General features: G+C 49.9%; 12 protein-coding genes and 1 pseudogene. 7 read left to right on the plus strand and 6 right to left on the minus strand.

The features are described 5' to 3' along the window. The first annotated feature begins 111 nt into the window (after positions 1 to 111). Positions 112 to 1,215: an aspartate-semialdehyde dehydrogenase gene (gene asd, locus CWC46_RS04205; protein WP_021013449.1), complete on the plus strand. Its 1,104-nt coding sequence runs from the start codon at positions 112 to 114 to the stop codon at positions 1,213 to 1,215. Positions 1,216 to 1,324: 109 nt separating this feature from the next. Here asd and CWC46_RS04210 read toward each other — a convergent pair whose 3' ends face one another. Next, positions 1,325 to 2,386 (minus strand): MBL fold metallo-hydrolase, encoded by a 1,062-nt coding sequence (locus CWC46_RS04210; protein ID WP_021013448.1) that lies wholly within the window; start codon positions 2,384 to 2,386, stop codon positions 1,325 to 1,327. Positions 2,387 to 2,814: 428 nt separating this feature from the next. On the opposite strand from CWC46_RS04210, the gene nikR reads away from it, so the two are divergent. From nikR to opp1C, 5 genes are all read left to right on the plus strand, one after another. Beyond that, complete coding sequence (gene nikR, locus CWC46_RS04215) at positions 2,815 to 3,213, plus strand: nickel-responsive transcriptional regulator NikR (RefSeq protein ID WP_021013447.1); 399 nt, start codon at positions 2,815 to 2,817, stop codon at positions 3,211 to 3,213. A gap of 274 nt (positions 3,214 to 3,487) precedes the next feature. Then, positions 3,488 to 4,276 carry a class I SAM-dependent methyltransferase gene (locus CWC46_RS04220; protein WP_037380315.1) on the plus strand — a complete coding sequence of 263 codons (789 nt, stop codon included), beginning with the start codon at positions 3,488 to 3,490 and terminating at the stop codon, positions 4,274 to 4,276. Between the two features lie 15 nt (positions 4,277 to 4,291). Beyond that, positions 4,292 to 5,878, plus strand: a complete 1,587-nt coding sequence (gene nikA / locus CWC46_RS04225) for a nickel ABC transporter substrate-binding protein (RefSeq protein ID WP_021013445.1) — start codon at positions 4,292 to 4,294, stop codon at positions 5,876 to 5,878. 13 nt (positions 5,879 to 5,891) lie between these two features. Continuing rightward, complete coding sequence (gene opp1B / locus CWC46_RS04230; RefSeq protein WP_021013444.1) at positions 5,892 to 6,830, plus strand: nickel/cobalt ABC transporter permease; 939 nt, start codon at positions 5,892 to 5,894, stop codon at positions 6,828 to 6,830. Then, entirely contained in the window at positions 6,827 to 7,672 is an 846-nt protein-coding gene (gene opp1C / locus CWC46_RS04235; protein WP_021013443.1) for a nickel/cobalt ABC transporter permease, read from the plus strand. The genes opp1B and opp1C overlap by 4 nt, the downstream gene beginning before the upstream one ends. Positions 7,673 to 7,734: 62 nt before the next feature. Here the strand turns inward: opp1C and CWC46_RS04240 are convergent, their stop codons facing one another. From CWC46_RS04240 to CWC46_RS04265, 5 genes and pseudogenes are all read right to left on the minus strand, one after another. After that, positions 7,735 to 8,775 carry an aldo/keto reductase gene (locus CWC46_RS04240; RefSeq protein ID WP_021013442.1) on the minus strand — a complete coding sequence of 347 codons (1,041 nt, stop codon included), beginning with the start codon at positions 8,773 to 8,775 and terminating at the stop codon, positions 7,735 to 7,737. Positions 8,776 to 9,119: 344 nt separating this feature from the next. Then, positions 9,120 to 10,439 (minus strand): L-cysteine desulfidase family protein, encoded by a 1,320-nt coding sequence (locus CWC46_RS04245; RefSeq protein WP_021013441.1) that lies wholly within the window; start codon positions 10,437 to 10,439, stop codon positions 9,120 to 9,122. A gap of 49 nt (positions 10,440 to 10,488) precedes the next feature. Then, positions 10,489 to 10,695 (minus strand): annotated as a pseudogene (locus CWC46_RS23585) (hypothetical protein); the annotation flags it as partial. Positions 10,696 to 11,698: 1,003 nt separating this feature from the next. After that, positions 11,699 to 12,616 (minus strand): nucleotidyl transferase AbiEii/AbiGii toxin family protein, encoded by a 918-nt coding sequence (locus CWC46_RS04260; RefSeq protein WP_021013440.1) that lies wholly within the window; start codon positions 12,614 to 12,616, stop codon positions 11,699 to 11,701. Beyond that, the gene (locus tag CWC46_RS04265) at positions 12,609 to 13,382 is read right to left on the minus strand and encodes a type IV toxin-antitoxin system AbiEi family antitoxin (protein WP_037380309.1); all 774 of its coding nucleotides are present in this window, start codon (positions 13,380 to 13,382) and stop codon (positions 12,609 to 12,611) included. The genes CWC46_RS04260 and CWC46_RS04265 overlap by 8 nt, the downstream gene beginning before the upstream one ends. Before the next feature lie 801 nt (positions 13,383 to 14,183). Here CWC46_RS04265 and CWC46_RS04270 point away from each other — a divergent pair. Continuing rightward, positions 14,184 to 15,023 (plus strand): AraC family transcriptional regulator, encoded by an 840-nt coding sequence (locus CWC46_RS04270; RefSeq protein ID WP_021013437.1) that lies wholly within the window; start codon positions 14,184 to 14,186, stop codon positions 15,021 to 15,023. Positions 15,024 to 15,041 lie beyond the last annotated feature (18 nt).

Genomic DNA, 15,041 nt, shown 5'->3' on the forward strand with positions numbered 1-15,041 from the left:
ACTTGCGACTTTGTGTACATTTTGTAAGGCTGAATGTCATCACTTTAAACTATGTTTACTGCCATAACTGGCAGCCAGACTTCTTTTGTCATCCCAAGCAGGACAGTTACCATGAAAAATGTTGGTTTTATTGGCTGGCGCGGCATGGTCGGTTCGGTACTCATGCAGCGCATGGTGGAAGAACGCGATTTTGATGCGATTCGCCCGGTATTTTTTTCCACTTCTCAGCACGGTCAGCCAGCACCGACATTGGGTGGTCAGCAAGGTGTATTGCAGGACGCTTACGATCTGGACACGCTGCGGGCGCTGGATATCGTCATTACCTGTCAAGGCGGCGATTATACCAATGAAGTTTATCCAAAGCTGCGTGAAAGTGGCTGGCAAGGATACTGGATCGACGCCGCATCTTCTCTACGTATGAGTGATGACGCAATTATTATTCTGGATCCCGTTAACCATGGCGTAATTAAGCAAGGTCTGGATAACGGTGTTAAAACCTTTATTGGTGGTAACTGTACTGTCAGTCTGATGCTGATGTCGCTGGGTGGTCTGTTTGCCAACGATTTGGTGGAATGGGTGTCGGTTGCGACTTATCAGGCCGCATCCGGCGGTGGTGCACGTCATATGCGCGAACTGCTGGTGCAGATGGGGCAATTGAACGCTGAAGTGGCTAACGAGTTAAACGATCCGGCGTCCGCGATTCTGGATATCGAACGGAAAGTCACGGCGTTGACGCGTAGTGGATCTCTGCCAGTGGACAATTTCGGTGTACCGCTGGCGGGCAGTCTGATTCCGTGGATTGACAAACAACTGGATAACGGTCAAAGCCGTGAAGAGTGGAAAGGTCAGGCAGAAACCAACAAGATTCTGGGTACTCAGCGTGTGATTCCAGTTGATGGTCTGTGCGTGCGCGTTGGGGCACTGCGTTGCCACAGTCAGGCATTCACCATCAAGCTGAAGAAAGATGTGGCGCTGCCGGAAATCGAACAGATGCTGGCAACGCATAACGACTGGGTGAAAGTGATACCGAATGACCGTGACATCTCCATGCGTGAACTGACACCTGCCGCAGTAACTGGCACGTTGTCTACGCCGGTTGGGCGTCTGCGTAAGCTAAACATGGGGCCACAGTACCTGTCCGCGTTCACCGTGGGTGACCAATTGCTGTGGGGCGCGGCTGAACCACTGCGCCGCATGCTGCGTATCCTGCTGTAGTTTCTGTAAAACAGGCGCATTCCCTAGCGAATGCGCCTGTTGCGGTACCCCCCCTTACCAATAGGCCGGATTCAGCACTACATTTACCACTTAGCGTTCTGCTTCCGGTTTAAAATTCACACTCTTTTTCCCAGGTAATACGGCCAGACAACCTTTCTTCGATCTGTGAGGCGTTATAGGGTGCCACAAATGCGGGTAGAATCTGACTGGCGTTGGTGGTTTTTGCCAGCATCAGTTGATCTTGCAATCGGGGGTGAACGTTCCAGGGTAGCCAGCGCGCTTTTTCCGCTTGCAGCATTGCTAACGCCGGTGTACCACGTGCGATATAACTGCCGAAGATAAAACGGAATGTCTCGGTCTGTTGACTCAGTTCGGCAGAAAGCCCGCTTTTTGCTGTGGCATCACAGCAGATAATCACATCATCTGGCTGGTAAGGCTGTGTGGTTTGCTGGGTCAGCAGTGTGGATAGTCTGTCCTTCACATATCCGGATAATTTCGGCAACTGTAAGGTGATTTCCCGTATGATCTGCGGGCAAAACCGCGGCATGATGCCGGACTCCATCAGATACAGCGCTATTTCTGGCGCACGACCCCAGGCCGGAACTGCAATGACGGCACCTTCCCGTGCCTGTTGTAGCAGAACGGACTTCTGTTCCGGCAACGACTGAGTGCGATCACCATAGGTGGCATCAGTGATCAGTAGCGCTGCCTGCGGAGGCAGATCGAAGGGGAAGACGTTGGATTCGGTACTCCAGTCGCCAGTGTAGGTCATGCCTGTACTTTCATTCAGATGCAGCCAGATACCACCGGGTGAGTGACCACTGCGCCCGGTGATGACGTTCAACGGGCCGATATGTCCGTGCCCGTGTTCCAGCAGGGTATGGCGATCGGTTTCGGCCACTACGGTGGTGGGGATCTGCTGCCAGACCATGGCGGTGGTGTAAACTGGCGGGTTGCCCCACTGGGAACGTAGCGCCAGCCCACCACAATGATCTTCATGGGCATGGCTTAGGTAGATGGCATCCGGTGGCGATACATTCTGGATATCGGGTAATATCCCCGATTCTGGACCCATTCCCAGGTCCAGCAGTAAACGAAATCCGTTTACTTCGACCATAAATGCGGCAGGGTTCTTCCCTCCTACGCCACTGATTGCGGTGAGTTTCGGCATTGTGTGTCTCCTTTCACAACAGCATTATACCGGCCAGTACAAATCGCTGGCGGGTAATGTCGGACCCTCAGGGGATTCATCAACACAGTATCTGTGTGGTCAAGAAACGTCAGGTAACCCGACATCACGACAATGCAGACGTTTCCCCCTTAATCTTGAAAGATAATTATCGGTCTGGGGGTTTGAACCTGTGAAGAGACCAACAAAATGGCGATCTGCATCCCGTAGAATAAACTGAAGAAAGCGATAATTACACCGGCAATGCATACCGTTGCCAGCAACGGAAGTAAGGTATATCAGGCCTAAATTAGCGGTGTAGTATTACAGGATGTTGACATATCGCGCCGTATCACTGACGCTGCAACCGAATGGAACATAGAGTATATAATGCGGCTGGCGGTATTTTTCTTTCCCCTATGAGGATGACAATGCAAAGACTGACGATTTCAATGGACGACCAACTGGCGGAAGACTTTGACGAGCTGATGACACGCAAAGGTTATGCCAATCGTTCGGAAGCGTTTCGGGATATGCTGCGCCGTGAACTGGGGGAAATGACGGTGGCAGCGGATAAAGAAGCACACTGCGTTGCGGTGTTGAGCTACGTTTATGATCATCATGAACGCCAGCTTTCCAGCCGTCTGGCGGGTATGCAGCATGACCATCATGACCTGACCGTCTCCACCATGCACATCCATCTGAGTCATGATGAATGCGTGGAAACAGTGGTCCTGCGTGGTATGACCTCGCTGGTGGAACAGTTTGCCGAATCGGTGATTGCCCAGACCGGTGTGCGCCATGGCCGTCTTAATCTGATTCCGCTGTAATGCCAGGGCCTGCGATTCCGTTTTTTGCTCTCTGCTGAATATTATCTCTCCGGCTGCATCGTTTTGCGGCCCAAAACACGGTGGTAACGTGCTGCAATATTAAGCCAGATCAAGAAAGTATGATTTTTTATGAAAACTTCATACACTGTAATTAACCCACACCAGACAATCTGTTATAAATCGGCACAGTAGTTTCCCTCTCCCTTTTTGGTATCCCGTCAAGCAGACCGTCGTGGGCAGAGGCATTTCCGACCAACATATTACCGATTAAAGGATGATCCGTGTGAGTCAACTTCTCCTTGATAAGGATAACCAGCCGTTGCTGGAGGACGTCCAGCGTTATTGGAGCCATCGTGCTGCCGATTACAGCCAGATTAATGTTGCCGAGCTCGCTAATGCCAAACGAGTCGCCTGGCTGAGTAAAATTACTGAATATGCGCCGAATAAACCGGTGTTGCGGGTGCTGGATATTGGCACCGGGCCGGGTTTTTTCGCGGTTACGCTGGCGCTGGCGGGGCATCAGGTTACGGCGGTGGATATTACGGAAGCGATGCTCGATCAAGCCAGGGACAATGCAGAACATCATGGCGTATCGATCAATTTTGTCCACTCGGATGTGCATAACCTGCCGTTTGACGATGACAGCTTTGATCTGGTGGTTTCTCGTAACGTGACCTGGAATCTGGATGCGCCACAGTGTGCCTATCAGGAATGGCGGCGGGTGTTGATGCCCGGCGGACGGATGGTGAACTTTGATGCCAACTGGTATCTGCAACTGTTTGATGAGGCCAGCCGTCTGGGGTATCTGGAGGATCGCGCCAATGCCCGTTATCTGGGGCTGGACGATCACTACGTCAACACGGATACCACTGCGATGGAAAACATCGCCCGCCAACTTCCGCTCAGCCGTGAGCGTCGCCCGCAATGGGATACTGCCGCACTGCTGCACTGCGGTTATCACAAAGTGATGATGGATACCCGCGTTGGCGAAACGCTGTGGGATGAAACGGAGAGAGTGAACTACGCCTCAACGCCACTATTTTTGGTGTGCGCGGAAAAATAAGCCGAAGTGATCACAATGAAACCTGTTCAAAATCTGATCCTGCTGCTGTTTACCGGCTTGATGACGGCGTTTGGTTTGCCTGCGGCGGAATCCCGGCCGGAGAGTACAACCACGCTGCAATACGCCAGTACCAAAGATATTCGTGATATTAACCCGCATCTTTACCGCGGGGAAATGGCTGCGCAGAACATGGTGTTTGAGTCGCTGGTCATTAACACCAACGATGGTGTAAAACCCTGGCTGGCGCAGCGCTGGGACATTTCACCGGATGGTAAGGTTTACACCTTCCATCTGCGCCCGCATGTTATGTTCAGCGACGGTATGCCATTTAATGCGCAAGCGGTGAAACTGAACATTGATGCTGTGCTGGCCAACTACCAGCGGCACGCCTGGCTGGAACTGGTGCAACAGATTGACCATGTGGCGGTTGTGGATGACCTCACGGTGGCGTTATATCTGAAAAATCCCTACTACCCGACGCTGATTGAACTGGGGCTGACACGGCCTTTCCGTTTTATTTCCCCCCGTAGCTTCATCGATGGCCAGACTAAAAAGGGGGTCAGCGGCTATAGTGGTACCGGGCCGTGGCTGTTAACCCAGCATGTGAAAAACCAGTACGCGGTGTTTGCCGTTAACCCGAATTACTGGGGAAGTCGGCCACGCATTTCGCGTGTGGTATGGCGAGTCATTCCCGAACGACAGAGTATGTTGATGGCACTGAAAAAGGGCGATATTCAGCTTATTTACGGTGCGGATGGCGACATGCTGAACAGTGATAGCTTTATCGCGTTGCAAGCTGCCGGAAAGTTTCATACCGACATCAGTGAACCGGTAGCGTCACGGGCATTAGTGCTCAACAGCAGTCGCCCGATCACGTCGGATCGTCAGGTTCGGATGGCGCTGGAATATGCGGTGAATAAAGAAGCACTAGCGCAGGGCGTCATGTCGGGCAGTGAAAGCGTAGCGGATACCCTACTGGCGCGTAGTGTGCCATATGCCAATATCCCTGACCTGCCGATCTACCGCTACAATACGGCAAAAGCCAATGCGTTACTGGATACTGCTGGCTGGACATTGCCCCGTGGCGGCAAGGTGCGCCAGAAACAGGGTAAAACGCTGCAACTGCTTTTTTCCTATAACAGCAACAATGCTGGCGAACGGGATATCGCCGAGATGGTGCAGAGTGATTTTCGGCAGGTTGGCGTGGATCTGGTGTTATTGGGTGAGGAAAAACAGGCCTATCTGGACCGCCAGAAATCCGGTGATTTTGATATTCAATACTCGTTATCCTGGGGAAAACCTTACGATCCGCAATCTTACGTCTCTTCTTTTCGCATTCCGGCTCACGCCGATTATCAGGGGCAAAAAGGCTTGCCAGACAAGGCCGACATCGACCGTATGATCGGCGAGGTGCTGATTGCGCATAATGAAGTGACTCGCAAATCACTGTACCGACAGATTTTGACGACACTGGCGAATGAATGTGTGTATATCCCGCTGACCTACTCGCGGACCAAAGCGGTGTTCAGCCCATGTCTGCAAGGGGTTTCATTCAATCCCTCTCAGTACGAAATCCCGTTTGAAAAGATGTTTTTCCGCTGATTACGGGTGGAGGATGACGCGTTATCTGTTAACCCGGTTTTGCATGATGGTGCCACTGATATTGGTGATCTCCCTGATCGCTTTTACACTGATCCGTCTTTCGCCTTCTGACCCCGCCGAGGTTGCTTTGCGGGTGAATGCCATTGTCCCTACCGATGCCGCCATCGCTACCATGCACCATGAGTTGGGTCTGGACAAACCGTTCTGGCAACAATATCTGTCCTGGCTAAAACAGAGTCTGCATCTCGATTTTGGCACTTCGTTTGTAACCCGTGATGGCGTCTGGCAGGAGCTGATGTTGGCGTTGCCTGCAACATTGCGGCTGGCTGGCGCGGCACTGGGCATGATTCTGGTTGGATCACTGTCGTTGGCGATGTTATGTGTTGTCCGTGTTGGACGCTGGCCGGATAAGGTGTTGCGCACCTTGTTATTCCTGCTGACTGCCATGCCGAATTACTGGACAGGGTTGCTGCTGCTCTGGCTGGTGGCGTTAAAATTGGACTGGCTGCCTGTGGGCGGGATGACTGAGTCCGGCGCGGTGATTCTGCCAGCGTTGACGCTGGCGCTGGGTTATCTCGGCACCTATGTGCGATTACTGCGCAATAACATGCTGAGTCATCTCAACCAACCTTATGTGACATATGCCAAAGCGCGCGGTTTGTCTCAGCGTCGTATCCTGTGGCGGCATGTGTTGGTGAATGCGCTGTATTCACCGTTGGTGGCGCTGGGAATGAGTATTCCCAAACTGATTGCCGGTACACTGGTGATCGAAAATATTTTTTCCTGGCCCGGACTGGGGCGATTGTGCGTCACCGCCATTTTCAATCGCGACTATCCAGTGATTCAGGCTTACATCCTGTTGATGGCATTGCTGTTTGTGGTCGGTAATTTCCTGATCGATGTGCTGCAATTGTGGCTGGACCCACGGTTACGTCAGGGGGTGACGCGATGATCAGACGATTGTGGCAGATATTAAAAGCGGATTGTCTGGTGCAATTAAGTCTGTCTCTTCTGCTGTTGGTCTTGCTGACCGGCGTGCTGGCACCCTGGATCGCGCCACATGATCCACTGTTAGTGTCGTGGCGTGATAAATACCAGGGCATCAGCATGAACCATCTGTTGGGGGCCGATCATCTGGGCCGTGATGTGTTGTCGCGTCTGTTGTTCGGTATCCGCAGTACGGTATTTGTGTCGCTGCTGGCAATGAGTGTCACGCTGTTGGTCGGCATGGTCATTGGCGTATTGGCGGGATATTGTCGGGGCCGCGTGGATGCGCTGTTGATGCGTTTGTGTGATGTGATGCTGGCTTTCCCGGCGGAAGTGATGATTTTTGCATTGGTAGGGATGATGGGGCCGGGGTTAGGCAATATCCTGCTGGCGGTATTGCTGGTGAAATGGGCGTGGTATGCCCGCATGATTCGCGGCATCGTGCTGCAATACAGCAGCGGCCATTATATTCATTACGCCCGGCTGATTGGTGGCTCACCGCGCTATATCGTACTGCGGCATCTATTGCCAGTAACGGCGGCAGAAATGGCCCTGCTGGCGACCACCGACAGTGGTGCGGTCATTCTGATGCTTTCCGCACTTTCATTTCTTGGCCTGGGTGTTCAGCCCCCGACACCAGAGTGGGGCGCGATGCTGGGTGAGGCCAAAAACGTGATGATGACGCACCCGGAGCAGATGTTGCCCGCCGGGATTGCCATCGTGCTGGTTGTGGCCGCGTTTAACTATCTGGGTGATTTTTTGCGCGATGTACTGGATGTCACCCATGATTCAGGCAAGAGGGAATAACTGAGGGAAAGGCACTCACCCTGAGTATCCGATGTTAAACGTAAAAGATGTCTTCAGCCCTGTTATTTGTCTGACGACGCTTGCCATAGATTCAGTTGTCCGTCTGCTACATGCTTATCGATAATGGCGAGTTCTTCCGCGCTAAAACACAGATTTTCCAGTGCGTTCACGTTTTCTTCCAGTTGCTCTGGGTGGCTCGCGCCAATCAATACCGACGTCACGCGGTTGTCCTTAAGCAGCCAGCTCAACGCCATTTGCGCCATACTTTGGCCGCGCTGCTGCGCCATATCGTTAAGCAGACGCAAACTGTTAAGGTTGGTCTCTGAAAGCATCTTTTCCGTCAGGCCACGCGCTTTTTTTCCTTCGACCTGCATACGTGAACCCGCGGGAATGCCGTTGAGGTATTTCCCGGTTAATAGACCCTGCGCCAGTGGCGTAAAGGCGATGCAGCCCACACCGTTATCTTCAAGCGTGTCCAGCAAGCCACTCTTATCCACCCAACGGTTAAGCAGATTGTAGGAAGGCTGGTGGATAAGCAGCGGGATTTTCCACTCACGTAGTAACTCAGCCATCTTTTGAGTACGCTCCGGCGAGTAGGAAGAGATGCCAACGTACAGTGCCTTGCCGCATTGCACGGCCTGAGCGAGTGCAGCGGCGGTTTCTTCCAGCGGTGTGTTTTCATCCACGCGATGGGAATAGAAAATATCGACGTACTCAAGTCCCATACGTTTCAGACTTTGATCAAGGCTTGAGAGCAGGTATTTCCGTGAGCCGCCCGAACCATACGGCCCTGGCCACATATCGTATCCCGCTTTGGTGGAAATCAGTAGTTCGTCGCGATAGCCCGCGAAATCCGCTTTTAGCAGACGCCCAAAATTTTCTTCGGCGGACCCTGATGGCGGACCGTAGTTATTAGCGAGATCAAAATGGGTGATGCCCAGATCGAAGGCTTTACGTAGCAGTGCGCGCTGTGACTCAAGGGCGTTGACGTGGCCAAAACTGTGCCATAGGCCGAGGGATAGCGCGGGAATTTTAAGGCCGCTACGCCCACAGTAGCGATATTGCATGGATTCATAGCGTGACGGGTTGGCCTGATACGGCATGTTGCCTCCTTATCCTTATTAGCTAAGTAATTTGAAACGCTGTTTTTATTGCCATGTTGACATTATTAGCTACGGGTGGGGAGCCTGAAAGGTTAATGTGGATCACAGAATGAAAAGAAAGGATGGGGGACGGAAAAACAGGTTTCCCCGCTCTGACAGAAAACGACTAACAAGGGAACCGTGCTCAGATAAACGAGCGCGAAAAATTGAAGATAACGACATAACCAGCGAGGTGGTGCCCATGAACGTTGCGCCCAAACAGTCATGCCAGAGATGGCGTTCGACGCCGAGCGCAGGTTCGTCAGTAGCCTGATACATAGCTTATGACAGTTATTCCCGGTGCGCTAGGCATAGGCTTTTCTTACCATAATATCAATGACCTGAGTGTCTATTCGCTGCATTGAACCACAGGCTAACGCACACAGGTTGGCAATTGATTTATCCACATCACCAGCCACAATCCCTTCGTTGCCACTCACGCCACTGCGATCCAGCGCCATCAATACCGCCTTATAAGCCGCCGTCGCACTGGTAGACACTTTCATGGCGCAACTGTTGGCGGCACCGTCGCATATGATCCCGCTAATATCGCCAATCATGCTGCTAATTGCCATAGCGACCAGCTCGTAGCGTGGCTCCAATAGCCAAGACATCCCGGCTGCCGCACCCATTGATGCTGTAGTGGCAGCACATAATGCTGACAAGGTTGGTAACTGGCTATGAATATAAATCGCCATCAAATGTGACAAGGTTAACGCTCTGGCTAATTTTTCTTCGCTTACGTCCAGATATTCCGCCACCACCACCACTGGCATTGTCGCTGCGATACCCTGATTGCCGGAACCTGAATTGCTCATTGCTGGCAATAGCGCGCCGCCCATCCGTGCGTCAGAGGCAGAAGCGGTGCGGATCATGATATCGGACAGCAGGTCTTTAACCAGTAAGCCGCGTTCACGCTGCCGGGATAAAGTGGCGCCAATATGCAAGCCATAATTACGGCTCAGTCCCTCGCTGGACAAGTTCTCGTTCAGTGTGGCCGCTTGTAAAATAAACGCGATCTGCTCAAAGGGGACCTCAGTCGCAAACTGGTAAATCTGTTGCGCTGTGGCCTGTTTCAGACAATAACCCTGTTGGTACGTCTCGGCATTGATAGATGACGCCGTTTCTGTCGTCGCATCAAAAAGCACGTCGTCATTCTTCACGATTCTTATCACACGGGTATGATTCCCGGTAATGGTGACAGCAACCCATTCATCGCCGTGATGAACCCGCGATTCTACAAACAGGATTTCATCCCCGGCCTGCATCCCAATATTTACTCTCCCTTGTGATAGCATCGCTTTGGCTGCCACCACCTGTTCCTGCGTAACCTGTTTAAGCACTTCCAACCCGGCTGTCGGGTTCCCTCCCAATGCACCAACTGCAGCCGCTATTGGTAATCCGACCATTCCAGTACCTGGAACCATTACCCCCATCCCATTCTTCATCAGGTTTGGCGAGACCCGTGCGTCGATGCGTTCTACCGTGCCGGATAAATAGGAGGTAGCTATAGCGGATGCCAGCGCTAATGAGATGGGCTCAGTACAGCCTATCGCAGGTTTAACTTCCTGGATTAGCGCCCGGATAAATTCGTCCCACACTGCTGAATGACTAACATGACTCATAATTAATACCTTTAAACCGTGACAGCAGGTAGTAGCCGATGCCGTTAATTTATGAAAATGTCGGGAATGGGAAAATACAAAGTAATAAGCCGGTAATAATGATTATCATCAGCGAAGTACCTGGGTATTTATGCTGCGCCAGTACTTTGTAAACCAAACCAGTGAAAATTAAACAATCTATCAAACTAACTATCGGGTCACAGATTGAGGTAAAACATAGAACCGAAGCATTTAGAGTAATGGTGCTCCACGTTAAAGCACCACGCAGACCATAATACTGTTTTTAACCCACTTATAACTATGTGCATCATACGACGCGGAATGCGCATTATAATGCCTTGACCGGCTTTACTACGCCGGAATAAATCCCAAACATCTGATTAGTCGGTTTCATTGTTATTGACATGTACAGAGTTTTTTATTTGATATTTATGTCTAATAAGACAATCAATTTATTTATTCTTGCTTCTATCAACCGGTCGGTAATTTTATCTTCCCTATAATATTACGCCGTGGCGTAGAGAATGTTTTTTTAATATTACCGGCTATTTAGGGGGGGCGTAGAAAATTATTCTATATAAAGCGGTTTATCCTGTATCCGTTTCTAACGATAATCCCAAAACAGGGGGATGCTATTCCCACCACTACATAAGTCGCTAGCTCTTGAGCCTCGCCATCTCGACTGTTTGTTGCTGTCAAATATTCTTGTATGTGCGCTTCAACTTCCTGCTCAAGGGGCAGCGTTGAGTAAAAATACTTAAGGGACCTGATATGGCAGCCCTTCTCTGGCGAACCTGGCCGTTGAAGGTGTGGAACCTGACGGCGCGGGCAACCTTGCTTTCATCGCCAACCAGATGGGACACCAAGACTACTCAATGCTCATGGAAGTCTCTGCGCGTTGGATAGACTTAGAGTCTCCCGGAGAACTGGATAGCATTTGGGAGAACATGAAAAATATGGCTCAAATTACCCCAAAATCACCCCCCCCCCTTAATTTGCCATTATGGTTTATAAGTGATTTATTTAAATGGGAAAAAAAGAAGTTAGCTTGCACACGCCCATGATGAATTGGTGCGTTAGTGCTGATAAATAAAGATTATTTATATAAAACCAGTAAAAACTGCGCTTTAACCTACACGTTTATAACAATTTGATTTATCTGTTGTTACTACGCTGCTGTGCTTTGATAGATTAGTGCATGTGGTTTACAAATCACCATGTAGTGATACCCAGGGTGAATGTATAGATTAAATGATAAACTACTCTATCCACTCGGCAAGAACTGTCTCAAGCTTCGCCAACGCCTGAATATGTTTATCTTTTGGTATCCGACCAATATTTCGTAACTTCCACCTAACCGCTGGTAGATGCTGAATCTGGTCTTCAGGAGCGAGATTCCAGTCCGGCTCACCACGTTTGAAAGACATCAGAAAATCATAATCCCGCTGCGTGAATTGTGCTTTGAGAGCAGTAACCATTAATTTGGGTATCGCATTGAGTTCTTCCAGAGAGATCGCATCGAATGTCATCCCATTAAATTCATTTGCATATGGTAGAGAAATATCTTTCCAGCGGGGATTTAGTACCTCTGATAATGGGCGCGGGTGTCCCAGTAGATAGGTGATGAAACCATTAAAGATGTGGCGATCGATACCTTGCGTTTCGAGCAGCATTTTGACGTCATAAAAATCGCGGGGGTGTTGCCTATCCAGAGCAGCGCAAAGCTTGCCACCATAGAGATCTGCAAGTGATACAACCTGAATAGTAGCAAAACCGAACTCGTCGTCTACCGCCTCAACAACATCACGTTCTTCCGGGGGATACAGTGTACCTCGCGTAACAGGCGAAACTTCTATCTTTATCTGTGCCTCCGGAGAAGAGACAATAATACGCATTTCATCAGGATTATTCGTTTGTAGCACCGCCGAAATGCCCGCCTGTTGTTGCTGTATTTCTGCAATACGCGTCAAAGCAGCCCGCACATTTGGCAATGCCACATCTCTGCTTTCCAGAGGAATGTAAGCCAAATCGATATCAACCGATAATCGTGGGAAATCACGAACAAACAAGTTTATCGCCGTCCCACCTTTTAGTGCAAAGCATCGCTCTGATGCCACAACAGGTAATGCACTGAGCAGCAACTCAACTTGCCGATAATAAGGTGAATGCTTATCCATGCGAGATCCCTTTGCTAACAAAACTCTCTGGAACAGTGATCTGATATTTTGGGTCTAGCTTGCCACCAGATACGATCTGCCGTTTCCCAGCCCCCAAGTCAATGTTGGCTTTATCTATCCGCTTAACCCATGCATGAGCATAGTGATCGGCCAGAAACAGGTAAAGCCGGTTAGTTTGCACTGCTCGACTGGACTGTAACAACAATTCGACTTTACGCGGACTCAGGTTTACCAGCCCCTGAAACAGCTCCGCTGCGTGCTCAAATGAAAGTGAACCAGGGACTGCATTAGCAATCTCGTAAGCAGCTAATTCCGGCACACTCGCTTTCAACCGCCCTCCTTTAATTTCAACCTCTGTCAGATATTTTTCGTCATGCATATTGAGCTTCTGGTTAGAAAGTAAAAGCCACTCGACATTGGGAAATTCTTTGAACCATTTTGGCAATGAAGCTTTATCTTCTACGCAAAGCCAAATCGCCTGGCGTGTTAAGTGAAGATAATGAGAGCGTCCCTGATAGGTCAGGCTAGTAAGCCCCGCCAGATGAACAGAAATCCCAAGCTGATTTTGGAGGCATAGGACGGCATCACTCCACTGAGGGTCGCGCCCACTCCGCACGTATACCCCGGCACGTAGCTTTTGTAACCAGTCGCTGTGCATATACTTATTGGCTAAAGAAGGGCTGATACCATTTTTTGTCAGCCAGGACTGTAATATCAAGGAACCTGGCGCAGTTTTCTGCAAAAGCCAGTTTAACTTTGATGACATAGATTCACCCATGGTTTAACAATATAACAAATACTAAACTACTGAGTTGATAATATGTCAATAGTGAGAGAAGTCAGTCCAACTTGATCTCTTTTTTATGGAGAAGAAGGGCCGAAAACTCTACTTTACGTCGGTACTGAACAACGGGAAGAGATCAATTCGTTATCTACCGATGGCCCCAAAACAGGGGGATGTTATTCCCACCACGGATAATTAGGCGGATTTCTTTTCGTTGTCAAAACCACACGTTTCGACTTTATCCGGTAACGTCAATGGCACGCGTACTTCCACACGGGTGAATTGCTCCGGCTCACTGACCACGGTGATGCCAACGTTTTATTCAAAAAAGAGTCCCGTTGCTTTGCATGCATCAGTCGCTAACTCTTGAGCCTCACCATCTCGCCTGTTTGTTGCTGTCAAATAGGCTTGTATGTGCGCTTCAACTTCTTGCTCAAGGGGCAGTGTTGAATAAAAATACTTAAAGGGCCTGATATGGCAGCCCTTCTCTGGCTAACACATGGCAACCTTAGTAAAATTATTATGAATGACCACTACAAGCTTGAGCCGAAAGATTTTTCCAAAGTATGAATTGGGGACTACATGGGAAACGCTTTAAGCGCGAAGGCCTATGTGTGTAACAAGAGCGAGATGGACTACGATCGGAAAAAACGACAACGTATTCTGGGTTACATGAGCAAGATGGTTCCGCATCTGGCTTAATGGTGGGCCCATTTACCTCGGTCTCAGTACCAGAAAATTATTGGTTTTCTGCAACGTGCTCAAAGTACATGAGGGAATGAGATGGTTGAACTATCTACCGGGAAAGATTGGGTTTACAGGGCTCCAGAGTCGGGTAAGCTGGAAAGAATTGAAGCCTATTTTTCAAATCATGGCTACGATCCGCATCGCCATGATACCTTTGCTATCGGCAGAACCTTATCCGGTGTTCAAAGTTTTCATTACCGCGGCGCCATGCAACATAGTCTGCCAGGTAATACAATCGTCCTCTATCCTGATGAGGAGCACGACGGCCAAGCTGGAACGCAGGAAGGCTTCCGCTATCGTATGATTTATGTTGAGCCAGCCCTGATACAACAGATCCTCAAAGGTAAGCCACTTCCTTTCATCAAGAATGGGATTACCACCGACCCTCGACTTTTTCAGGCAACCAATACGTTACTGCAACAGATGGATTGCCAAATCAACCCAATGGAAGAGGATGATGCCCTTTACGATCTTGCCATTGCATTAAGCGAGACGGTAGGGCAGTCGATAACAAACAATAAATCATTTGATTATCTCGCGGCAGAACGTGCCAGAGAATATATTAACGTCTCACTGGATAGAAACATCACATTAGATGAACTTGCGGAGCAAGCAGGACGCGACCGCTGGAGTTTATCTCGTGATTTCCGATTGCTTTTTGGGACCAGCCCCCACCGTTATATAACGATGCGCAGACTGGATATTGTGAAGTCCTGTTTAATGCAAGGGGAATCGATCATCGACGCGGCTATGATCGCGGGGTTCTTTGATCAGAGCCATATGTCACGACACTTTACCAAAACATTCGGTTTGACACCGTTTCGCTGGAAATCTATTCATAGCAAAAACACCAAGCGAAACGGCACAAAAATTTAGCGCCTTTCAGATATTCTG

The organism is Prodigiosinella confusarubida, assembly GCF_002847015.1.
Lineage (GTDB): Bacteria > Pseudomonadota > Gammaproteobacteria > Enterobacterales > Enterobacteriaceae > Prodigiosinella > Prodigiosinella aquatilis.

Bases quoted from the DNA above. Each gene is read 5' to 3' on its own strand.
- CWC46_RS04265 (WP_037380309.1), bottom strand. From the start codon at position 13,382: ATGTCATCAAAGTTAAACTGGCTTTTGCAGAAAACTGCGCCAGGTTCC.
- CWC46_RS04245 (WP_021013441.1), bottom strand. From the start codon at position 10,439: ATGAGTCATGTTAGTCATTCAGCAGTGTGGGACGAATTTATCCGGGCG.
- opp1C (WP_021013443.1), top strand. From the start codon at position 6,827: ATGATCAGACGATTGTGGCAGATATTAAAAGCGGATTGTCTGGTGCAA.
- opp1B (WP_021013444.1), top strand. From the start codon at position 5,892: ATGACGCGTTATCTGTTAACCCGGTTTTGCATGATGGTGCCACTGATA.
- CWC46_RS04210 (WP_021013448.1), bottom strand. From the start codon at position 2,386: ATGCCGAAACTCACCGCAATCAGTGGCGTAGGAGGGAAGAACCCTGCC.
- CWC46_RS04270 (WP_021013437.1), top strand. From the start codon at position 14,184: ATGGTTGAACTATCTACCGGGAAAGATTGGGTTTACAGGGCTCCAGAG.
- asd (WP_021013449.1), top strand. From the start codon at position 112: ATGAAAAATGTTGGTTTTATTGGCTGGCGCGGCATGGTCGGTTCGGTA.
- CWC46_RS04260 (WP_021013440.1), bottom strand. From the start codon at position 12,616: ATGGATAAGCATTCACCTTATTATCGGCAAGTTGAGTTGCTGCTCAGT.
- nikR (WP_021013447.1), top strand. From the start codon at position 2,815: ATGCAAAGACTGACGATTTCAATGGACGACCAACTGGCGGAAGACTTT.
- nikA (WP_021013445.1), top strand. From the start codon at position 4,292: ATGAAACCTGTTCAAAATCTGATCCTGCTGCTGTTTACCGGCTTGATG.
- CWC46_RS04240 (WP_021013442.1), bottom strand. From the start codon at position 8,775: ATGCCGTATCAGGCCAACCCGTCACGCTATGAATCCATGCAATATCGC.
- CWC46_RS04220 (WP_037380315.1), top strand. From the start codon at position 3,488: ATGATCCGTGTGAGTCAACTTCTCCTTGATAAGGATAACCAGCCGTTG.